Annotated in this window: 16 protein-coding genes and 1 pseudogene; 7 read left to right on the forward strand and 10 right to left on the reverse strand. The window is 64.1% G+C overall.

Annotated elements, in window-relative coordinates:
* Positions 1-62: 62 nt before the first annotated feature.
* Entirely contained in the window at positions 63-950 is an 888-nt protein-coding gene (locus IAE40_RS19030) for a LysR family transcriptional regulator (RefSeq protein ID WP_200603696.1), read from the reverse strand.
* Between the two features lie 77 nt (positions 951-1,027).
* Here IAE40_RS19030 and IAE40_RS19035 point away from each other — a divergent pair, with 77 nt between their 5' ends.
* Positions 1,028-1,792, forward strand: a complete 765-nt coding sequence (locus tag IAE40_RS19035; RefSeq protein WP_197892113.1) for a sulfite exporter TauE/SafE family protein — start codon at positions 1,028-1,030, stop codon at positions 1,790-1,792.
* Here the strand turns inward: IAE40_RS19035 and IAE40_RS19040 are convergent.
* Complete coding sequence (locus IAE40_RS19040) at positions 1,782-2,096, reverse strand: putative quinol monooxygenase (protein ID WP_065861559.1); 315 nt, start codon at positions 2,094-2,096, stop codon at positions 1,782-1,784. The genes IAE40_RS19035 and IAE40_RS19040 overlap by 11 nt on opposite strands.
* Positions 2,097-2,292: 196 nt before the next feature.
* On the opposite strand from IAE40_RS19040, the gene IAE40_RS19045 reads away from it, so the two are divergent.
* From IAE40_RS19045 to IAE40_RS19060, 4 genes are all read left to right on the forward strand, one after another.
* Positions 2,293-2,883: an NAD(P)H-dependent oxidoreductase gene (locus tag IAE40_RS19045; protein ID WP_063542698.1), complete on the forward strand. Its 591-nt coding sequence runs from the start codon at positions 2,293-2,295 to the stop codon at positions 2,881-2,883.
* A 73-nt stretch (positions 2,884-2,956) separates the two neighbouring features.
* Positions 2,957-3,853, forward strand: a complete 897-nt coding sequence (locus IAE40_RS19050) for a LysR family transcriptional regulator (protein ID WP_054892645.1) — start codon at positions 2,957-2,959, stop codon at positions 3,851-3,853.
* A gap of 117 nt (positions 3,854-3,970) precedes the next feature.
* Positions 3,971-5,638 carry a gamma-glutamyltransferase gene (gene ggt / locus IAE40_RS19055; protein WP_125930824.1) on the forward strand — a complete coding sequence of 556 codons (1,668 nt, stop codon included), beginning with the start codon at positions 3,971-3,973 and terminating at the stop codon, positions 5,636-5,638.
* 128 nt (positions 5,639-5,766) lie between these two features.
* Positions 5,767-6,504, forward strand: a complete 738-nt coding sequence (locus tag IAE40_RS19060) for a hypothetical protein (protein WP_153774493.1) — start codon at positions 5,767-5,769, stop codon at positions 6,502-6,504.
* Positions 6,505-6,554: 50 nt separating this feature from the next.
* Here the strand turns inward: IAE40_RS19060 and IAE40_RS19065 are convergent, their stop codons facing one another.
* The 4 genes and pseudogenes from IAE40_RS19065 to ypfJ form a co-directional block, all read right to left on the reverse strand.
* Positions 6,555-7,610 (reverse strand): methyl-accepting chemotaxis protein, encoded by a 1,056-nt coding sequence (locus IAE40_RS19065; RefSeq protein WP_442798145.1) that lies wholly within the window; start codon positions 7,608-7,610, stop codon positions 6,555-6,557.
* 144 nt (positions 7,611-7,754) lie between these two features.
* A pseudogene (locus IAE40_RS26110) lies at positions 7,755-8,165 on the reverse strand (methyl-accepting chemotaxis protein); the annotation flags it as partial.
* Positions 8,166-8,345: 180 nt separating this feature from the next.
* Positions 8,346-10,265 (reverse strand): methyl-accepting chemotaxis protein, encoded by a 1,920-nt coding sequence (locus IAE40_RS19070; RefSeq protein ID WP_054892640.1) that lies wholly within the window; start codon positions 10,263-10,265, stop codon positions 8,346-8,348.
* A gap of 189 nt (positions 10,266-10,454) precedes the next feature.
* Complete coding sequence (ypfJ, locus tag IAE40_RS19075; protein WP_197892120.1) at positions 10,455-11,336, reverse strand: KPN_02809 family neutral zinc metallopeptidase; 882 nt, start codon at positions 11,334-11,336, stop codon at positions 10,455-10,457.
* A 242-nt stretch (positions 11,337-11,578) separates the two neighbouring features.
* On the opposite strand from ypfJ, the gene pcaH reads away from it, so the two are divergent.
* Together pcaH and pcaG are read left to right on the forward strand one after the other, a co-directional pair.
* The gene (gene pcaH, locus IAE40_RS19080; protein WP_063542708.1) at positions 11,579-12,298 is read left to right on the forward strand and encodes a protocatechuate 3,4-dioxygenase subunit beta; all 720 of its coding nucleotides are present in this window, start codon (positions 11,579-11,581) and stop codon (positions 12,296-12,298) included.
* A gap of 11 nt (positions 12,299-12,309) precedes the next feature.
* Positions 12,310-12,915 carry a protocatechuate 3,4-dioxygenase subunit alpha gene (gene pcaG, locus IAE40_RS19085; protein ID WP_065861563.1) on the forward strand — a complete coding sequence of 202 codons (606 nt, stop codon included), beginning with the start codon at positions 12,310-12,312 and terminating at the stop codon, positions 12,913-12,915.
* Between the two features lie 42 nt (positions 12,916-12,957).
* Here pcaG and trmA read toward each other — a convergent pair whose 3' ends face one another.
* The 4 genes from trmA to IAE40_RS19105 all read right to left on the reverse strand — a co-directional run bounded on the left by trmA (position 12,958) and on the right by IAE40_RS19105 (position 19,850).
* Entirely contained in the window at positions 12,958-14,043 is a 1,086-nt protein-coding gene (gene trmA, locus IAE40_RS19090) for a tRNA (uridine(54)-C5)-methyltransferase TrmA (protein ID WP_054892636.1), read from the reverse strand.
* Positions 14,040-15,335 (reverse strand): NCS2 family permease, encoded by a 1,296-nt coding sequence (locus tag IAE40_RS19095; protein ID WP_054892635.1) that lies wholly within the window; start codon positions 15,333-15,335, stop codon positions 14,040-14,042. Before IAE40_RS19095 ends, trmA begins: the two co-directional genes overlap by 4 nt.
* Positions 15,336-15,551: 216 nt before the next feature.
* Positions 15,552-16,775: an MFS transporter gene (locus tag IAE40_RS19100; RefSeq protein ID WP_063542712.1), complete on the reverse strand. Its 1,224-nt coding sequence runs from the start codon at positions 16,773-16,775 to the stop codon at positions 15,552-15,554.
* 264 nt (positions 16,776-17,039) lie between these two features.
* A complete protein-coding gene (locus IAE40_RS19105; protein ID WP_200603698.1) occupies positions 17,040-19,850 on the reverse strand; it encodes an FAD-binding and (Fe-S)-binding domain-containing protein in 2,811 nt (936 codons plus the stop codon).
* Positions 19,851-19,858: the final 8 nt, after the last annotated feature.

Consider the following 19,858-nt stretch of genomic DNA (forward strand, 5'->3'; position numbering starts at 1 on the left):
CCCCCCCCCCCCCCCCCCCCCCCCCCCCCCCCCCCCCCCCCCCCCCCCGCTCCCAGGCTAACTCACTCCTCAAGCCCAAGCCGCTCGACCAGCGCCGCCGCATACCCCGGCAACCCGGCAAAATCCCGCGCGCACAGCTGCAGCCGACGATTGGCCCAGTCTTCCTCCAGCGCGACCCAGCGCAAGGGCAGCACCCCCTCCCAGCGTCTCACCGAGGCCAACGGCACCACGCCGACCCCGGCACCCCCGCCCACCATGCGGATCACACCGTCAAAACCCTCGGCCCGCACCCGCACCTGCATCCGCCGCCCAAGGCGTAGCGCTTGTTCTTCCAGGTGCAAGGCGAGGGCGCTGTCCGCTGCCAATCCCACATGACCGTGTACCAGGCTGTCGACGAACCGCGGCGACGGCTCTGCCGCCAGCGGATGGGCCAGGGGCATGATCAGCACCAGCGGGTCCTCCCGAAATGGCCGCACCTGCAAGTGCTCGCTCGGTGCTGCGGTGGAAATGATGCCCAGGTCCGCAATCCCCTGGGTGATCGCCTGCACGATGCGCAGGCTCGGTTGCTCCTGCACGTCGACGCTGACGCCGGGAAACGCCACCAGGTATGCAGCCAGCAACTCCGGCAGGTACTCGGTCAGCGCCGCGGTATTGCACAGCAGGCGCACCTGCCCCTGTTGGCCTTGGGCATATTGGCCGAGGTCGTACTGCAACCGCTCGACCTGCTGGGCGATCAGCCGCGCATGCTGCAACAGCGCCTGGCCCGCAGGCGTTGGCTGCACCCCTCGGCGGTTGCGTTCGAGCAAGGCAATACCCAGCGAGGTTTCCATTGCGCGGATCCGCGCACTGGCCGCAGGCAGCGAAAGATGGCTGCGGCGGGCACCGGCGGTGATGTTGCCGCATTCGAGCGTGTGGCGGAAAAGGCTGAGGTCGATCAGGTCGAAATGCATGTGCCTCTGTCCTGGCAAGAGTCTGGCTGAGTATATGGCAGATTTTCAGCCCATCGCCGAGGGTGCAGGATGGCGTCATGAATACCTTTATCGCGTTGTATCAAGACATGGGGCTGGCGCTTTCGCTGCTGGTTATCTTTACCTTCGCCCTGGCCGGTGCGGTCAAGGGGGTGATCGGTCTGGGAATGCCGACCATCGCCATGGGCATGCTCGGGCTGGCTATGCCTCCGGCGCAGGCAGCGGCGCTGCTGATCGTGCCCTCTACCCTCACCAACCTGTGGCAGCTCGCCTCTGGCGGGCACCTGCGCGGGCTGCTCAAGCGCCTGGGCGGCATGTTGATGATGATCGTCGTGGGTACGCTGCTGGGTAGCCTGTGGCTTGGCATCGACAGCGGCCCATGGGCGGCGCATGCGCTCGGCGGGGCACTGCTGGTGTATGCGTTGTATGGGCTGGTGGGGCCGGGTTTGCGGGTCGCGCCGCAATGGGAATCGTGGCTGGGGCCGCTGTGCGGCCTGCTGACCGGTGTGGTGACGGCAGCGACCGGGGTGTTCGTGATGCCCGGTGTGCCCTACCTGCAGGGCTTGGGCCTGAATCGCGATGAGCTGGTCCAGGCGATGGGGCTGTCGTTCACGGTCTCGACCCTCGCCCTGGCGCTTGGCCTGGCCGGGCAGGATGCGCTCGACGGCCCGGCCCTGGGTGCGTCATTGCTGATGCTGGTGCCCGCCCTGCTCGGCATGTTCGCCGGCACCTGGCTGCGTCAGCGCATCAGCGCCGCGCTGTTCAAGCGCTGCTTTTTCATCGGCCTGGCGCTGCTCGGCGGGCACCTGTTGATCAACGGCTAGCGGAAGAAGGGCTGAGCATTTCGATCATCTGGATATCGAAGTCGCGCTCCAGATAATCCATGCGCTTCTCGAAGAACGCAGCCATGTGCGGCAGCGCCGAGTGCACGTCGAGGGCGGCCTTGTCGGCCCAGACCTCGTAGAACACGAACAGGCTCGGATCTTCCTTGTCACGCAGCATGTGGTACTCGATGCAGCCGGGCTCCTGGCGGCTCGGTTCGACGTAGGCGCGGAACAGGGTTTCGAAGGCTTCGGCCTTTTCAGGGCGGGTCTTGGCTTTGAGGATGAAAGCGAACTGCTCACTCATGGCGATGGCCTGTGCGGGGGAAAGTGAGCAGATTGTATTGCAATAATCAGATGTATATTCGTGACTTGAAGGCAAATGTATTTTGCCGCCACCCGGCTTTTTCCTGCGCTCGCGACTGCCTAATCTGCCGCCATCACTTTTGACTCGGTCGGCAGGCGTACTTGCCTCGGGCCGACCCAGACCTGCGAGGCTCACCATGAAAAAGATTCTTCTGCTCAACGGCGGCAAACAGTTCGCTCATTCCGACGGCCGCCTGAACCGCACCCTGCACGAGGCCGCCCTGGCCTATCTGGACCGCGCCGGTTTCGATGTGCAGCAGACCTTCATCGACGGTGGCTATGACGTCAAGGAAGAGGTGCAGAAATTCCTCTGGGCGGACGTGGTCATCTACCAGATGCCAGGTTGGTGGATGGGCGCGCCCTGGACCGTGAAGAAATACATCGATGATGTCTTCACCGAAGGCCATGGCAGCCTTTACGCCAACGATGGCCGCACCCGTTCCGATGCCTCGCAGAAGTACGGCAGCGGCGGCCTGATCCAGGGCAAGCAGTACATGCTCTCATTGACTTGGAACGCACCGCAGCAGGCCTTCGACGATCCGACCGACTTCTTCGAAGGCAAAGGTGTGGATGCGGTGTACTTCCCGTTCCACAAGGCCAATCAGTTCCTTGGCATGACCGGCCTGCCGACCTTCCTGGCGGTGGATGTGATGAAGCGCCCGGATGTGCCGGCAGCACTGGCAGCGTATGAAGCGCACCTGGCCAAGGTGTTCGGCAAGGCCGAGTGATGACGCGGCGCCACTTGCGCCGTTATCGCCCAGCAGCTATCAATCAGCACTACCCCAAGCCCAAGGCCGCCGCGTGAAAACCCGATCCGAAGAACTCCAGGTATTCGTCGCCGTCATCGACTGCGGTTCGATCTCCGCCGCCGCCGAGCAGATGGGCCAGACCCCGTCGGCGGTGAGTCGCACCCTGTCGCGCCTGGAGGGCAAGCTTGGGACCACGCTGGTCAACCGCACCACCCGGCGCATGGACCTGACCGAGGAAGGGCGTTTCTTCCTCGAGCGTTCGCGGGCCATCCTCGAGCAGATGGACGACATGGAGGAGCGCCTGTCGATGAATCGCCAGACCCCGTCCGGGCGTTTGCGGATCAACGCCGCCGCACCGTTCATGCTGCATGCCATCCTGCCGTGGATCGGCGAGTTTCGCCGCCAGTACCCCGGCATCGAGCTCGAGCTCAATACCGATGACCTGATCATCGACCTGCTGGAACAGAGCACCGACGTGGCCATTCGCATCGGTGAACTGGCCGACTCCAGCCTGCACGCCCGTTCGCTGGGGTGCAGCCCCGTGCAGGTGCTTGCCAGCCCGGATTACCTGGCCCGGCGCGGCACACCGCAGAAGGTCGAAGACCTCAGTGCGCACTGCCTGCTGGGGTTCAGCGCACCTGAAACGCTCAATCAGTGGCCGTTGCGCCATGCTCAGGGCGATCGCTGGCCGATCCGCCCGGCGATCCTCGCCTCCAGCGGCGAGACCCTGCGTCAGCTGGCATTGGCCGGTGAGGGCATCGTCAGCCTGTCGCATTTCATGACCCACGAAGACATTCGCGCTGGCCGCCTGCAGGTGGTGCTGGCCGAGGCCAACAACGGCTATCGCCAGCCGATCCACGCGGTCTACTACCGCAATACTCAACTGGCGCTGCGTATCCAGTGCTTCCTCGATTTCATCCAGCGCAAGCTATCGATGTACGCCTGCTGAGTTGCCTGAACGCGACAGATTTGCCCAAAGACGCCTCCCTTCCTGTGTGCCGTTTGCTTAGTCGCAACGGTTGAGCCTTAAATGAGTGCTCGACAAAAACAACACCAAGGAAGTGTCATGCGTATCGTCATGTTCCAGTCCCTGGCCCTCGGGGCCGCGATCCTGAGCTGTTCTTCCGCCTATGCCGTGACACTCGAAGGTGGCGCGGTGGCGGCGCCCGATCAATATGGCGCACAGGTAGCCGCCGACATTCTCAAGAAGGGCGGTAACGCGGTGGATGCTGCGGTCGCCACCGCCTTCACCCTGGCGGTCACCTACCCGGAAGCCGGCAACATCGGCGGCGGTGGGTTCATGACCCTGTTCGTCGACGGCAAGCCGTACTTCCTCGACTACCGTGAAGTCGCGCCCAAGGCCGCCACGCGCAACATGTACCTGGACGACAAGGGCGAGGTCATCGAAAACCTCAGCCTGGTTGGCGTGCGCGCTGCTGGCGTGCCCGGCACGGTGATGGGCCTGTGGGAGGCGCACCAGAAGTTCGGCAAGCTCAAGTGGAGCGAGCTGCTCACCCCGGCCATCGGCTACGCGCAGAACGGCTTCAAGATCGCGCAGAAGCAATATCAATATCGCGACGATGCCCAGGGCCTGTTCAAGACCGCCACCAACTTCAATGACTACTTCGGCAACATGAAGGTCGGTGAGCTGTTCAAGCAACCCGAGCTGGCCAAGACCTTGGAGCGCATCGCCGACAAGGGCGTCAGCGAGTTCTATCAGGGCAAGACCGCTGACCTGCTGGTGGCGCAGATGCAGGCCGACAAGGGCCTGATCACCAAGGAAGACCTGAAGGACTACAAGGCCGTGTGGCGCGATCCGATCGCCATCGACTGGCGTGGCAATGTGGTCTATACCGCGCCACCGCCAAGCTCTGGTGGCGTCGCTCTGGCCCAGCTGTTGGGCATCAAGGAAGACCGCGCAGCCGACTTCAAAGGGGTCGAGCACAACTCGGCGAAGTACATCCACCTGCTGGCCGAGATCGAGAAGCGCGTGTTCGCCGACCGCGCCGACTACCTGGGCGACCCGGCCTTCACCAAGGTGCCGGTCAAGGAGCTGGTGGCCAAGGACTACCTCGCCAAGCGCGCGGCGCAGGTCAACCCCAATGCGATCTCCGACACCGACAAGGTCAAGCCGGGCCTGGAGCCGCACCAGACCACGCACTTCTCCATTGTCGACAAGCAGGGTAATGCGGTGAGCAACACCTATACCCTGAACCTCGACTATGGCAGCGGCGTGGTGGTCAAGGGCGCGGGCTTCCTGCTCAACGACGAGATGGACGATTTCAGCGCCAAGCCGGGAGCGGCCAACGCCTTTGGCGTGGTGGGTGGGGATGCCAACGCCATCGAGCCGGGCAAGCGCATGCTCTCGTCCATGAGCCCCAGCCTGGTCACCCGCGACGGCAAGCTGACCCTGGTGGTCGGTACGCCCGGTGGTTCGCGGATCTTCACCTCGATCTTCCAGGTGATGAACAACCTGTACGACTATGGCATGCCGCTGGAAAAAGCCGTGGCCGCCCAGCGCGTGCACCATCAGTTGCTGCCCAAGGACACCATCTATTTCGACAGTTATGCACCGCTCAAGGGACAGGTGGCGGAGGATCTGAAGAAAATGGGCTATGTGCTCGAGGATCAAGGCTGGGAGATGGGTGATATCCAGGCGATCCGGGTCACCGGCGACAAGCTCGAGACCGCTTCCGATCCGCGCGGGCGCGGGGTGGGGTTGATCGTTCGCTAACCTGACAAGGGGCGAGGGCATCTTGTGCTCGCCCCTTTGCATACCTGTTATTTCTGTCAGTTGTTGGACCTGCTCACGTTCTCTATAACTCAGGCGACCCTAGTCTGTTCGCCAGTGGAGATTTCGTGATGAGCGTGTCCCAACCCTTGAAGTTCCTGGTGCTGCCGCCCGGCGTATGCCACCTCGAAGCGCCGACGCTAGAGGGCAGTCGCCCTCATCCTGGCTATCCTGGAAATGCCTCGCGGACCTGGTATGACTACGCTTTTGTGCATGCCCAGCGTCACAACAACTTGAACGTTCGTGTCCCCACCACTCATATGAGCGTTGGTGACAAGGTCGTCGTCTCGATCTTTTCTGGCTGGTTGTATGAGTTGCCCGCCGTCGTGATTCAGGCCAGCCATCTGCAAGATGGCCTGGTCCTCGTCCCTTTCCCGGCGAACATGATGATCAGTTGCCAGGGTAAAAGCGCCCATTGCAGCTACCGTATCGAGCGCACTCCCTGCGTGATTGCTGTCTCGAATCCACGTCGCGTGCGTATGGAGTCTCGCATTCGCGAGACGGCTGACGTTCGCACTCCAGCCTTTGTGCGGCCACGCATTTTGCAGGAGGCCGGGAGGCGTGTGTTCTTCATTCCGGCAGTGGGTCTGACCTTCGGCGGCAAGCTGGAGATCAGCTGCTATGACGATGCATTGGGGCTAGAGGTGGAGCGCAATCTTCCTCTGCCTGCGTCAGGTGCTGATTTCAGGCACGACATCACGCCTTGGTTCAATCGTCGGAAATCACCTCGCGGTTGGTTTGCCTACAGCCTGAGCAAAGTGGCAGGCGACAGGGTGTTCTCGGAGCTGCGAGAGTACGATAACTGGTGAACCACCCTGCCACAGTATGACCGGGGCCATGGCACGGCACCGTTCATGACTCAGACGCGGAAGTGGCTGACCATCGTCTGCAACTGCCCGCCCAACCGCGCCAGCTCCACGCTTGACGCTGCTGTTTCCTCGCTGGCTGCCGCCGTTTGCTCCGACACATCGCGCACATTCATGATGCTGCGGCCGATTTCGTCGGCCACGGCGCTCTGCTGCTCGGCTGCCGCTGCGATCTGCTGGTTCATCGCCTGGATCCCCGACACGGTACGGGTGATGCTGGCCAATGAGGTGCCCGCCTTGCGTGCCAGTTCCACGCTGCTGTCGGTCAGCCCGCTGCTGCCTTGCATGGCGGTGGCCACGCGCTGGGTGCCGTTTTGCAGGCTGGCGACCAGCTCTTCGATCTCTTCGGTGGATTTCTGCGTGCGCTGGGCCAGGGCACGGACCTCATCGGCGACCACCGCAAAGCCGCGCCCGGCTTCACCGGCACGCGCCGCTTCGATGGCGGCATTCAGTGCCAGCAGGTTGGTCTGCTGGGCCACCGACTTGATCACGTCCATGACGCTGCCGATCTTCTGGCTTTCCTGTTGCAGCAGGTTCATCGCCTCGGTGGAGTGCTGTACTTCAGCGGCCAGGCGTTCGATCTGGCCGATGGCCTCGTTCACCACCCTGTCGCCGGCACGGGCCTCGCCGTCGGCCTGGGTGGCGGCCTGGGATGCCTGCTCGGCATTGCGTGCGACCTCCTGTACGGTCGCCGTCATCTCGTGCATGGCGGTGGCGACCTGGTCGGTCTCGACCTTCTGATTGTTGACCCCGGCACTGGTCTGCTCGGTCACCGCCGACAGTTCCTCGGCGGCGCTGGCGATCTGGGTCACGCCGTCGCGGATACCGGTGATCAGTGCACGCAGGGTGTCGCCCATGCCCGCGATGCCCTGCTGCAGGGCACCGAGTTCGTCACGCCGGGTGATGTGCAGGCGCTCGGTGAGGTCACCTTCGGCGATCTTCTTCACCACCTCGAGGGTTTCCTGCAAGGGGCGGGTGATCTGGCGGGTGATGACCACGGCGCCGAGCAGGCCGAACACCAGCGCCAGCAGCGCCACGCCCAGTTGCAGGTTGCGCGCCTGGGCGGTATCGACATCGCGTCTGCCAAGTTCGATCTTGTACAGCTCGTCGCTGCGCTTGGTGATCTGCGCCTGCTCCTCGATCATTTCCTGGCGTGCCGTGGCGATCGCCGCCCGGGCGTCGCGTACCGGCTGCTCGGCGTCGGGTTTGCTGGCGATGGCGCGGTAGCCCTGGCGCATCTTGTCCAGCGAGGCGCGGTACTGGTCGATGTAGCTGGCCTGTTCGCGCAGCAGTTGCAGGCTCTGGGGATGGTCGAAGCTGGCGAGCAGTTCCTGCTTGTGCTGTTCGAAGGTGTCCAGGCGGGCCTGCACGGTGGCGGCGGCGCTCTCGTCGCCATCGGCGAGCATGTATTGCAGACGCGCCACCCGCAGGTTGTTCAGGTGCGTGTTGAACTGGGTGATCTGCCCCATCGAGTTGCTGCGTGCGACGAGGTTTTCCAGGCTGTTCCAGCCGGTCAAGGCCAGTGCAGTGGTGAGTAGAAGGACCAGGCCGAAGCCCAGCATCAGTTTGAGTTTGACGCTGATGTTGGCAAACCAGTTGCTCATGGAGGTTCCCCGGGGGAAAGCGCCTGCTCGCGGGATTTCCCGTCACACGGCATTTGTTTTTGTGATGGGCCCTCCGTTGCCGCAGAAGAGATATCGGCAATGTTTGCAGGAGCTGAAACGCCGTTCAGCAGATTTTTTGGGGGAGGGATTGGGGCCGCGACGCGGCCCCGGAAGGCGTGGTCAGACGCGGAAATGGCTGACCAGGGTTTGCAACTGTCCACCCAGGCGCGCCAGCTCGACGCTGGAGGCGGCTGTCTCGTCGCTCGCGGCGGCGGTCTGCTCGGACACATCGCGTACGTTGAGGATGCTGCGGCTGATCTCTTCGGCCACGGCACTCTGCTGCTCTGCGGCGGCGGCGATTTGCTGGTTCATCGATTGGATGCCCGACACGGTACTGGTGATGTTCTCCAGCGACGCGCCGGCCTTGCGTGCCAGTTCCACGCTGCTGTCGGTCAGGGTGCGGCTGCCGAGCATGGCGTTGGCCACCTGCTGTGTGCCGTTCTGCAGGCTGGCGACCAGCTCTTCGATCTCTTCGGTGGACTTCTGCGTGCGCTGCGCCAGGCCACGCACTTCGTCGGCGACCACGGCGAACCCACGTCCCGCCTCACCGGCACGAGCCGCTTCGATGGCGGCGTTGAGCGCCAACAGGTTGGTCTGCTCGGCCACCGACTTGATCACGTCCATGACACTGCCGATCTTCTGGCTTTCCTGTTGCAGCAGATTCATCGCTTCGGTGGAGCGGTTGACCTCGGCGGCCAGGCGCTCGATCTGGTTGATCGCCTCGCCCACCACTTTGTCACCGGCACGGGCTTCGCCGTCGGCGTTGGTTGCTGCAAGCGACGCCTGTTCGGCGTTGCGCGCGACTTCCTGCACGGTGGCGGCCATTTCGTGCATGGCGGTGGCGACCTGGTCGGTCTCGACCTTCTGGCTGTTGGCGCCGGCGCTGGTCTGCTCGGTCACCGCCGACAGCTCCTCGGCCGCACTGGCGATCTGGGTAACACCGTCACGGATGCCGCTGATGAGGTCGCGCAGGGTCGTACCCATGCGCGCAATGCCTTGCTGCAGCACGCCCAGTTCGTCGCGGCGGGTGACCTGCAGGTTGTGGGTCAGGTCGCCACCGGCGATCTTCTCCACCACGGCGAGGGTCTCGCGCAGCGGGCGGGTGATCTGGCGGGTGATGATCACGGCGGCGAGTACGCCGATGAGCAGGGCCAGCAGCGTCGCGCCGATCTGCAGGGTGCGGGCCTCGGCACTTTCGATGTCACGACGTTCGAGCTGGATCTTGTACAGGTCGTCGCTGAGCTTGACGATGTCGCCGCCCTGCACGGTCATTTCCTGGCGGGACACAGCGATCTGGGCTGTCGAGGCGCTGAGCTGGCGAACCGACTCGCCATAGGCACGCACTGCGCCTTCGAACTGCTCGATGGCAGCGCCATCGCTGGTCAGCTGGCGCTTGAGGCCGTCGATTTCGGTGAAGGTCTGCTGCAGTTGGCGCAGCACCGCTTGCTCGGCGACGTCGCTTGGCGCTGCCACATAGCTGCGTACGTCCAGGCGCAACTGGGTCAGCTGCTGGCGGGCCTTGCTGATTACCAGGTATTGCTGCAAGCGGGTCGCATCGCTTTCGTCACGGGCCAGGACATCCTTGCTGATCGTTTCGATCAACTGGATCGCCTTGGTCGCGTTCTGGTCGAGGGTTTCACGGGCCGCAAGGGTGATCTTGTAGCCTGCGCGCATCTTGTCGAGCGAGATGCGATAGTCGGCGATGATCTTGCCCAGCTCACGCAGCAGCTTGAGGTTCTCGGGGCTCTTGAAGGTGCTTTCCAGGTGCTGCTGCTGGGCGCTGAAGGTTTCCAGCTTCGCCAGCGTGTTGGCGGCGGCGGCGTCGTCGCCGTTGGCGATCATGTATTGCAGGCGCGCCACGCGCAGATTGGTCAGGTCAGTATTGAGGCGGGTAATGTCGCTCATCCAGTTGCTGCGATTGATGAGGCTCCCCAGGCTGGTCCAACTGGCCAGGGCCAGCAGGCCGGTCAATACCAGGACCAGGCCGAAGCCCAGCCCGAGTTTGAGGTTCACGCTCTTGTCGGCAAACCATCTGTTCATGCACGCTCTCCAGAAAATGTGTCTTGCAAAATCTCACGTCGCCGGGCGTTGTTCTTGTAGGGGCCAGCTGATGGGTCCACGGGGTTATCGGCCGAATCGGCTGCGGCTGAAACGTTTATCAGCAGAAAAATGACCCATTGGTCGTATTGCGTTCTGGAGAGGCTCTGCAACGCCCGTTGCAGCAGGGCGTTACAGGTTGTGTGCGTTGAAGGTATCGCAGCGGTTGAGGTCGCCACTGCCGAAGCCAGCCTTGAACCAGCGTACCCGCTGCGCCGAGGTGCCATGGGTGAAGGAGTCGGGCACCACGCGCCCTTGCCCCTGTTGCTGGAGGCGGTCGTCGCCGATGGCGTTGGCGGCGTTGAGTGCCTCTTCGACATCGCCGGGCTCCAGCCAGTTGAGACGTTTCTGAGCCTGGTATGCCCAGACACCGGCCAGGCAGTCGGCCTGCAGTTCCTGGCGTACCAGCAGGCCATTGTCGCCCTCCAGGCGCTGGCCGCTGCGGCGTGCGGCGTCGACCTTGGCCGAGACGCCGAGCAGGGTCTGTACGTGGTGGCCAATCTCGTGGGCGATCACGTAGGCCTGGGCGAAGTCGCCGGCGGCAGCGAAGCGGGTTTCCATTTCGCGGAAGAACGACATGTCCAGGTACACCCGCTGATCAGCCGGGCAATAGAAGGGGCCGACCGCCGAGGAGGCGAAGCCGCACGCGGAGTTGACCTGGCCGCTGAACAGCACCAGCTTGGGGTCGCGGTATTGCTTGCCGGCCTGGGCGAACAGGGCTTTCCAGGTATCTTCGGTGTCGCCCAGGATCGAGGCGACGAACTCGGCCTGTTGGTCATTGGCTGGCGGTGCCTTGCCAGCGCCGCTGGGCGCTGCCTGCTGTTGCTCCATCTGGCCGGCGAGCTGGCCGAGGATCTGCAGCGGATCCTGGCCGGTGATCCAGCCGATGCCGATGATCAGCAGCACGGCACCCAGCCCCAGGCCCTTGCCACCGCCGAAGCGCATCCCGCCGCCACCGCCTTCGCCGCGTGCATCCACCACATTGTCGCTGCGTCGGCCTTTTCGCCAATCCATAGAAGTTCTCCGCTGTGAAGGTCGTGCCTGGTTGAAGGGCCGTGCGCTCTGCGCAGCCAGCACCGCAGTCCATCCAGAATAGTCCAGCGCTTCAGATCAGGTCGTCTGACGAAAAGTTGCATAACCAAATGGTTATGTCTGGCGCCCATGTTTTCAATTTTCGCCCTGCGCGACCTGCCGGAAACTGCAAGTCCGCCTGCCACGCACAGGTGGTTCGAACAATTCCAAGAGAGGAAAACGGCATGCCCGCTCAGGACACCAGCCGCTTCGTGATCCGTGATCGCAACTGGCACCCCAAGGCCCTCACGCCTGATTACAAGACATCCATCGCCCGCTCGCCGCGCCAGGCGCTGGTGAGCATTGCCCAGTCGGTAAGCGAAAGCACCGGCCCTGATTTTTCCCACCTGCGCTTCGGCGAGCATGACCATGACCTGTTGCTGAACTTCAACAACGGTGGCCTGCCGATCGGTGAGCGCATCATCGTTGCCGGGCGGGTCGTCGACCAGTACGGCAAGCCGGTGCCCAATACCCTGGTGGAGATGTGGCAGGCCAACGCCGGTGGTCGCTACCGCCACAAGAACGACCGCTACCTGGCCCCGCTCGATCCCAACTTCGGTGGCGTCGGTCGCTGCCTGACCGACCGTGACGGCTACTACAGCTTCCGCACCATCAAGCCCGGCCCCTATCCCTGGCGCAACGGCCCCAACGACTGGCGTCCGGCGCACATCCACTTCTCCATCAGCGGCCCTTCGATTGCCACCAAGCTGATCACCCAACTGTATTTCGAAGGTGATCCGCTGATTCCGATGTGCCCGATCGTCAAGTCGATCGCCAACCCGGACGCGGTGCAGCGCCTGATCGCCCGGCTCGACATGAGCCACGCCAACCCGATGGACTGCCTGGCCTATCGCTTCGACATCGTGCTGCGTGGCCAGCGCCAGACCCACTTCGAGAATCGCTGAGGAGACCCGTCATGCCTATCGAACTGCTGCCGGAGACCCCCTCGCAGACCGCCGGCCCCTATGTGCACATCGGCCTGGCCCTGGAAGCTGCCGGTAACCCGACCCGCGACCAGGAAATCTGGAACCGCCTGGCCCGCCCGGAGGCTCCGGGCGAGCACATCCTGCTGATCGGCCAGGTGTACGATGGCAATGGCCATCTGGTGCGTGATTCCTTCCTCGAGGTGTGGCAGGCCGACGCCAACGGCCACTACCAGGACATGTTCAACCTGGAGAACACCTTCAACAGCTTCGGCCGGACCGCCACCACCTTCGATGCAGGTGAATGGACCTTGCACACGGTCAAGCCAGGCGTGGTGAACAATGCTGCCGGGGTGCCGATGGCACCGCACATCAACATCAGCCTGTTCGCCCGGGGGATCAACATCCACCTGCACACCCGTTTGTATTTCGATGACGAGGCCGAGGCCAACGCCAAGTGCCCGGTGCTCAACCTGATCGAGCAGCCGCAGCGGCGCGAGACGCTGATCGCCAAGCGCTGCGAGGTGGACGGGAAGACGGCGTATCGCTTCGATATCCGTATTCAAGGGGAAGGGGAGACGGTGTTCTTCGACTTCTGAACGAATGCCGGGGCCTGTCAGGTGGCCCCGGCCATCCATCGATCAGCGCCGCACCAGCAGGACCCCGCTTTCCATGTGGTGGGTGTAGGGGAACTGATCGAACAGCGCGCAGCGTTCGATACGGTGGGTATCGTGCAGTTGAGCGATGTTCTGCGCCAGCGTCTCGGGGTTGCAGGAGATGTACAGGATCCGCTCGAAACGCCGGGTCAGCTCGCAGGTGTCCGGGTCCATGCCGGCGCGTGGCGGGTCGACGAACACGGTGCCGAAGTCGTAGCTTTTCAGGTCGATGCCTTCCAGGCGACGGAATGGGCGGACCTCGTTCAGCGCCTCGGTCAGTTCCTCGGCCGACAGGCGTACCAGGCGCACGTTGTCGATGCCGTTTTCGTCGAGGTTGTGCAGGGCGGCGTTGACCGAGGTCTTGCTGATCTCGGTGGCCAGCACCTGGCGCGCGCGGGTGGCCAGGGGCAGGGTGAAGTTGCCGTTGCCGCAGTACAGCTCCAGCAGGTCGTCGCTGCGCTCGCCCATCGCCTCGCAGGCCCAGCCCAACATCTTCTGGTTCACTGCCCCGTTGGGCTGGGTGAAGGCGCCTTCAGGCTGGCGGTAGCTGAAGGTGCGGCCGGCGATGTCGAGTTTCTCCACGGCATAGTCACGGCCGATCACCACGCGCTTGCCTTTGGAACGACCGATCACGCTGACGCCCAGTTGTGCGGCCAGTTGCTGCGCGGCAGCTTCCCAGGCCTCGTCGAGCGGGCGGTGATAGCACAGGGTGACCATGGCATCGCCGGCCAGTGTGGTCAGGAACTCGACCTGGAACAGACGATTGCTCAGGTCTTCGTTGCCCTGCCAGGCGGCCTTGAGACGGGGCATCAGTTCATTGATGCGCTGGCTGGCGATGGGGAAGTCGTCGATCAGAATTGCCTTGTGCTTCTCGCCCGGGGCGAACATCGCGTAGTGGCGTTGACCCTCTTCGCGCCACAGACGGAACTCTGCGCGCAGGCGATAGTGCTCGCGCGGCGACTCGAACACGGCAGGTTGCGGTGCATCGAAGGGCGCCAGCAGCTCGCGCAGGCGCTCGACCTTGGCCTGCAGTTGGGTCGTGTATTGCGAAGGGTCGAAGACGGCACTCATGCGTTGAACCAGCCCAGCTTGATGACGAACAGAATGGACAGGATCACCAGGGCCGGGTTCAGGTCGCGATGACGACCGGAGATCAGCTTGATGGCGGTCCAGGCGATGAAGCCGAAGGCGATGCCGTTGGCGATCGAATAGGTCAACGGCATGGCCAGGGCGGTGACCACTACCGGCGCGGCCTCGGTGACGTCGTCCCAGTTGATCTCGGCCAGGCCCGAGGCCATCAGCACGGCAACGAACAGCAGTGCCGGCGCGGTGGCGTAGGCCGGCACGCTACCGGCCAGCGGCGCGAAGAACAGCGCCAGCAGGAACAGCACGGCTACCACGATGGCGGTCAGGCCGGTGCGTCCGCCGGCACTTACGCCGGCAGCCGATTCGATATAGCTGGTGGTGGTCGAGGTGCCCAGCAGCGAGCCGGCCATGGCTGCGGTGCTGTCAGCGATCAGCGCACGGCCCATCTTCGGCATGTGGCCGTCCTTGCCCATCAGGCCGGCGCGCTTGGCCACGCCGATCAGGGTGCCGGAGTTGTCGAACAGGTCGACGAACAGGAAGGCGAAGATCACGCTGATCAGCCCGACGTCCAGCGCGCCCTTGATGTCCAGTTGCAGGAAGGTCGGGGCCAGCGATGGCGGCATGGAAACGATGCCGCCGAATTGGCTGGCACCCACCAGGATCGACACCACCGTCACGGCGAGGATGCCGATCAGCACGGCGCCGCGCACTTTCAGCGACTCGAGGCCGACGATGAGGAAGAAGCCGAGGGTGGCCAGGATCGGTGCAGGCTGCTTGAGGTCGCCCAGGCCGACCAGGGTGGCTGGGTTATCGACGACGATGCCCGCATTGTGCAGGGCGATGAGTGCCAGGAACAGGCCGATACCGGCGGCGATCGCCGAGCGCAGCGGCAGCGGGATGCTGTTCACGATCCACTCACGGATGCGGAAGATCGACAGCAGGAAGAACAGCACCGCCGAGAGGAATACCGCACCCAGTGCCACCTGCCAGGTGTGGCCCATGTGCAGGACCACGGTGTAGGTGAAGAAGGCGTTCAGGCCCATGCCCGGGGCGAGGGCGATCGGGTAGTTGGCGATCAGGCCCATGGTGACCGAGCCGATGGCGGCGGCAAGGCACGTGGCGACGAAGATCGCGCCCTTGTCCATGCCGGTTTCGCCGAGGATGCTCGGGTTGACGAACAGGATGTAGGCCATCGCCAGGAAGGTGGTGACGCCCGCGAGGATCTCGGTGCGCACGTTGGTGTTGTGTGCTTTTAGTTGAAACAGCCTTTCCAGCATGCCTGCTCCCATGGCGCCGCGGCGCCGTGAATGTATTCGACCCCATCAGCAAAGCACAGACCGTACCGGTTGCCGTGGTTTTGTGGGGGCGGAAAAAAGCCGCGCATCATACCAGCATGGGGGGCGGGGGCCTATGGCTGTTGGTCTTTGTGGCGTGGCGCCCACTGTCGGCGCGGCCTGGTGCCGCGAAAGGGCTGCCAGGCAGCCCCATGAAGACTATTGCGGAGTGTGCATGCGGTCGCGGTTGGCCAGGGTCGGGAACAGCTTCATCCACACGCCGGTGACCACCAGCGTGCCCACACCACCCAGTACCACCGCCGGAACTGTGCCAAACCAGTGCGCAGTGACCCCGGATTCGAACTCGCCGAGCTGATTCGAGGCACCGATGAACAGCCCGTTCACCGCGCTGACCCGGCCGCGCATTTCATCGGGTGTCTCCAGTTGCACGAAGGCGCTGCGGATAACCATGCTGATCATGTCTGCCGCGCCCAGTACCACCAGCACCGCCAGCGAGAACCAGAACGAGGTCGACAGACCAAAGGCGATGGTCGCCACGCCGAACACGCCGACGGCGGTGAACATGGTCCGGCCGACCTTGCGTTCTACCGGGAAGCGCGCCAGCCACAGCGACATCAACAAGGCACCTACCGCCGGGGCCGAGCGCAGCAGACCCAGGCCCCAGGCGCCGGTGAGCAGGATATCCTTCGCGAACACCGGCAGCAGCGCCGTGGCACCGCCGAGCAGCACGGCGAACAGGTCCAGCGAGATGGCGCCGAGGATGTCCGGGCGACTGCGAATGAAGCGGATGCCGGCCAGCAGCGACTCCAGGCTGGCACGGCCGCGCTGGGGTGTCTGCTGGCGCGAGTCGAGGCTGAGCATCAGCAGGCAGGCAATGGCGTACAGCAATACCGTCGGGCCATACACCCAGATGCTGCCGAAAGCGTAGAGCAGGCCGCCGACCGCCGGGGCGACGATGGTCGCTGCCTGGGTCGCCGACGCCGACGCAGCGACGGCGCGCGGGAACAGCCCCGGCGGCACCACGTTGGGCAGCAGTGCCTGGGTCGCAGGCATCTCGAAGGAGCGGGTGGCACCGAGCAGGAAGGCCAGCACGAAGATCAGTTCACGGGTGACGCTGTCGGTGGCACTGCCCAGCGCCAGGGCCAGGGCGATGAGCCCTTGCAGGCACTGGCACAGGGCGGCGACCTTGCGCCGGTCGTAGCGGTCGGCGACATGCCCGGTGTGCAGCATGAACAGCACCCGTGGGGCGAATTCGACCAGGCCGACCAGGCCCAGGTCCAGGACGTTGCCGGTGAGCTGGTAGAGGTGCCAGCCGATGGCCACGGTGAGCATCTGGAAGCCACTGGCGGTGAAGACCCGCGCAAGCCAGAACGCGATGAACGGACGGTGGTGACGCAACAGCAACGGTGCGGACTCAGACATCGGGGGCCAACGGCAGCGGAAGAAGGGGGCTGCAGATTAGCATTTACTTGTAACAAATGGTTGCTAGCTGCTGGGTCAATCGCCTGGGTAGCCGCTCCATTGTAGGAGCGGGTTTACCCGCGAAAAAAACACCGCGCTGCCTGGCACGGGCTACGCCCGTGTTCGCGGGACAAGTCGCAGCGGCGAACCGCCGCTCCCACAGGGGATTGGGCTGACCTTTAGATTTTGAACAAGACAGTTGCACACACAGGGATTGGGCTGGCCTCAGATAGCTCGCGCCCGGGTCACCCGGTCCACCAGATAGACCAATCCGTGATAGTCGATACCACTATGGCTCGACAGCCCGATCTCGCAGGTACGGCTGGTGGAAATTCCTTCGCTGCAGTACTGCACCGCATCTCTCAGGCTGCGCAGGGAATGGGCATTGAGCTCTGGCGTGGTGAAGCCCTTGTCGCCAGCGAACCCACAGCAGTGGATACCCTCGGGAATCACCACCTGCTTGCTGCAACGCCGCGCGAGGTCGATCAGCGCCTGGCTTTCGCCCAGGTGCTGGGTGCTGCAGGTGACATGTACGGCCACAGGTTCCTCCTGTGGGGTGAACTCCAGCTTGTCGAGCAGATACGTGCGGATGAAGCGCACCGGATCGTAGAGGTCCAACCGGGTTTCCCCCAGGTCCTGTACCAGGCGCAAGGTGCAGGGGCTGGTGTCGCAGTAGATCGGATCGAGGCCGCCGCGGCTGGCATGCAGCAGGGCGGCGATCAGTTCCTGGCGCTTGTGCTCGGCCTGCTCGGCGTAGCCCTTGGAAGCAAATGGCTGGCCACAGCAGAGGCTGTCGGCGTTGTCGGGGAAGATCACCTGGTAGCCGGCCTTTTCCAGCAGGGCCTGGGTCTTGTCCAGCAACGAGCGCTGCTCGCGATCGCCATAGGCCGGACCCATGACACGCGACACACAGGCCGCAAGGTAAACCACCCGGGGTCGTGCATCGTGGCTTGCCGGGCCGAAGTCGATCGGTTTGAGCGGTTGCGGCATGGCCGCTGTCCACTGCGGCAGGCGACCGTTGCTGACCTTGCGCAGGCCACTGCTTAGGCGCGCCAGGCGTGGGGCACCGAGCAGCTTGCGTGCGCCGTTGGCCGCGGCGAGGGTCAGGCGTGCGCCACTGAGGGCCGAGTGGAAGTGCTCGGCCAGCCAGTCGGCAGTCTTCAGGTGATCGGCGGCCTGGCCGCGCAGTTTTTTCACCAGTTCGCCGGTATTGATCCCCACCGGGCAACGCTGGGCGCACAGTCCGGTAGCGGCGCAGGTATCGATGCCCTGGTATTGATAGGTCTGCAGCAGCTCGCGGGTGTCGAGGCCGGCACGACGCTTGGCCTGGATATCGCGCCACATGACAATGCGTTGGCGTGGGCTGAGGGTCAGCCCCTTGGACGGGCATACCGGCTCGCAGAAGCCGCACTCGATGCATTTGTCGACGATCTCGTCGGCCGCCGGCAGTGGCTTGAGGTTTTTCAGGTGGATGTCCGGATCGTTGCTGAGCACCACATCCGGGTTGAGGATGCCGTTGGGGTCGAGCAAGCGCTTGAGTGCCCACATCAACTGGTAGGCGTCGTTGCCCCATTCCAGCTCGACGAAGGGCGCCATGTTGCGTCCGGTGCCGTGCTCGGCCTTGAGCGAGCCGCCGAATTCCACCGCCACCAGTTGCGCGACGTCCTCCATGAAGGCCTGGTAACGCGCGACTTCCTCGGCGCTGTTGAAGCCCTGGGTGAAAACGAAGTGCAGGTTGCCTTCCAGTGCATGGCCGAAAATGATCGCCTCGTCATAGCGATGCCTGTCGAACAGCTGGATCAGGCGGTTGACGCCCTCGGCCAGTTGTTCGACCGGGAAGGTCACGTCTTCGATGATCACTGTGGTGCCGGTCTGGCGCACGGCGCCGACGGCAGGGAAGGTGTCCTTGCGAATCTTCCACAGCAGGTTGTACACCGTCGGGTCTTCGCTGAACTCGACCTTCTGCTCGAGCGGGAATTCGGCGATTGACCCCATCACCAGCGCCAGTTGTTCGTGCAGCAGGCTCTGGCTGGCGGCGCGGGACTCGATCAGCAGGGCGCAGGCGTTGTTCGACAGGCCTTTCACCCAGGCCGGCATGCCTGGCATCTCCTGCACCGAGCGCAGGCTGCGGCGATCGAGCAGCTCGACCGCCGACACGGGCTGGCGCTTGAGCACGGTCACTGCCCGGCAGCAGCTTTCGACAGTGGGAAACACCAGCAGGGCGCTGGCCTTGTGCGGGTGGTCAGGCACGGTGTCATAGGTGACTGCGCTGATGAAACCCAGGGTGCCTTCTGAGCCGACCAGCAGGTGCTGGAGGATATCCAGCGGCTGGTCGTAGTCCACCAGTGCGTTGAGCGAGAGGCCGGTGGTGTTCTTCAACCTGTACTTGTGGCGGATGCGGTCGGCCAGTTCGGTGTTGGCGCGGGTTTCCCGGCCAAGTCGGGCAAGTTCGTCGAGCAGTGCGGCGTGGCTCTGCTCGAAGGCGGCGACGCTGGCCGGGTCTTCGCTGTCCAGGCGAGTGCCGTCGGCCAGTACCAGGCGCAGGCCAGCAAGGGTGTGGTAGGTGTTCTGGGCGGTACCGCAGCACATGCCGCTGGCATTGTTGGCGACGATGCCGCCGATCTTGCAGGCATTGATCGACGCCGGATCAGGTCCGATCTTGCGCCCGTAGGGGGCCAGCCAGGCATTGGCCTGGGCACCGATGACCCCGGGCTGCAGGCGGATCTGTTCGCCCTGGTTGCGAATCTCGCGGCCGTTCCAGTTGTCGCCCAGCACGATCAGCACCGAGTCGCTGATGGCCTGCCCGGAGAGGCTGGTGCCTGCAGCGCGGAAGGTTACCGGCACGCGCTCTCGCTGGGCCAGGCGGATCAGCTCGACCACCTCGTCCTCGGATTCGACGCGCACCACCAGCTTGGGGATCAGCCGGTAGAAACTGGCGTCGGTGCCGAAGGCCAGGGTCGAGGTCGGGTCGTCGAAACGGCGTTCGGCAGGGATCAGGCGCTCGGCATCACGCAGGAACGCAGCGGGCAGGCTCATGCAATCTC

It is taken from the genome of Pseudomonas sp. S44 (assembly GCF_016624805.1).
Classification (GTDB): domain Bacteria; phylum Pseudomonadota; class Gammaproteobacteria; order Pseudomonadales; family Pseudomonadaceae; genus Aquipseudomonas; species Aquipseudomonas machongensis.

What these genes read in the sequence shown, in the direction of transcription:
- trmA (WP_054892636.1), bottom strand. Translation starts at nt 14,043, where the DNA reads ATGAGTGCCGTCTTCGACCCTTCGCAATACACGACCCAACTGCAGGCC.
- ggt (WP_125930824.1), top strand. Translation starts at nt 3,971, where the DNA reads ATGCGTATCGTCATGTTCCAGTCCCTGGCCCTCGGGGCCGCGATCCTG.
- IAE40_RS19105 (WP_200603698.1), bottom strand. Translation starts at nt 19,850, where the DNA reads ATGAGCCTGCCCGCTGCGTTCCTGCGTGATGCCGAGCGCCTGATCCCT.
- IAE40_RS19100 (WP_063542712.1), bottom strand. Translation starts at nt 16,775, where the DNA reads ATGTCTGAGTCCGCACCGTTGCTGTTGCGTCACCACCGTCCGTTCATC.
- IAE40_RS19040 (WP_065861559.1), bottom strand. Translation starts at nt 2,096, where the DNA reads ATGAGTGAGCAGTTCGCTTTCATCCTCAAAGCCAAGACCCGCCCTGAA.
- IAE40_RS19095 (WP_054892635.1), bottom strand. Translation starts at nt 15,335, where the DNA reads ATGCTGGAAAGGCTGTTTCAACTAAAAGCACACAACACCAACGTGCGC.
- IAE40_RS19030 (WP_200603696.1), bottom strand. Translation starts at nt 950, where the DNA reads ATGCATTTCGACCTGATCGACCTCAGCCTTTTCCGCCACACGCTCGAA.
- pcaH (WP_063542708.1), top strand. Translation starts at nt 11,579, where the DNA reads ATGCCCGCTCAGGACACCAGCCGCTTCGTGATCCGTGATCGCAACTGG.
- IAE40_RS19070 (WP_054892640.1), bottom strand. Translation starts at nt 10,265, where the DNA reads ATGAACAGATGGTTTGCCGACAAGAGCGTGAACCTCAAACTCGGGCTG.
- IAE40_RS19045 (WP_063542698.1), top strand. Translation starts at nt 2,293, where the DNA reads ATGAAAAAGATTCTTCTGCTCAACGGCGGCAAACAGTTCGCTCATTCC.
- ypfJ (WP_197892120.1), bottom strand. Translation starts at nt 11,336, where the DNA reads ATGGATTGGCGAAAAGGCCGACGCAGCGACAATGTGGTGGATGCACGC.
- IAE40_RS19060 (WP_153774493.1), top strand. Translation starts at nt 5,767, where the DNA reads ATGAGCGTGTCCCAACCCTTGAAGTTCCTGGTGCTGCCGCCCGGCGTA.
- IAE40_RS19035 (WP_197892113.1), top strand. Translation starts at nt 1,028, where the DNA reads ATGAATACCTTTATCGCGTTGTATCAAGACATGGGGCTGGCGCTTTCG.
- pcaG (WP_065861563.1), top strand. Translation starts at nt 12,310, where the DNA reads ATGCCTATCGAACTGCTGCCGGAGACCCCCTCGCAGACCGCCGGCCCC.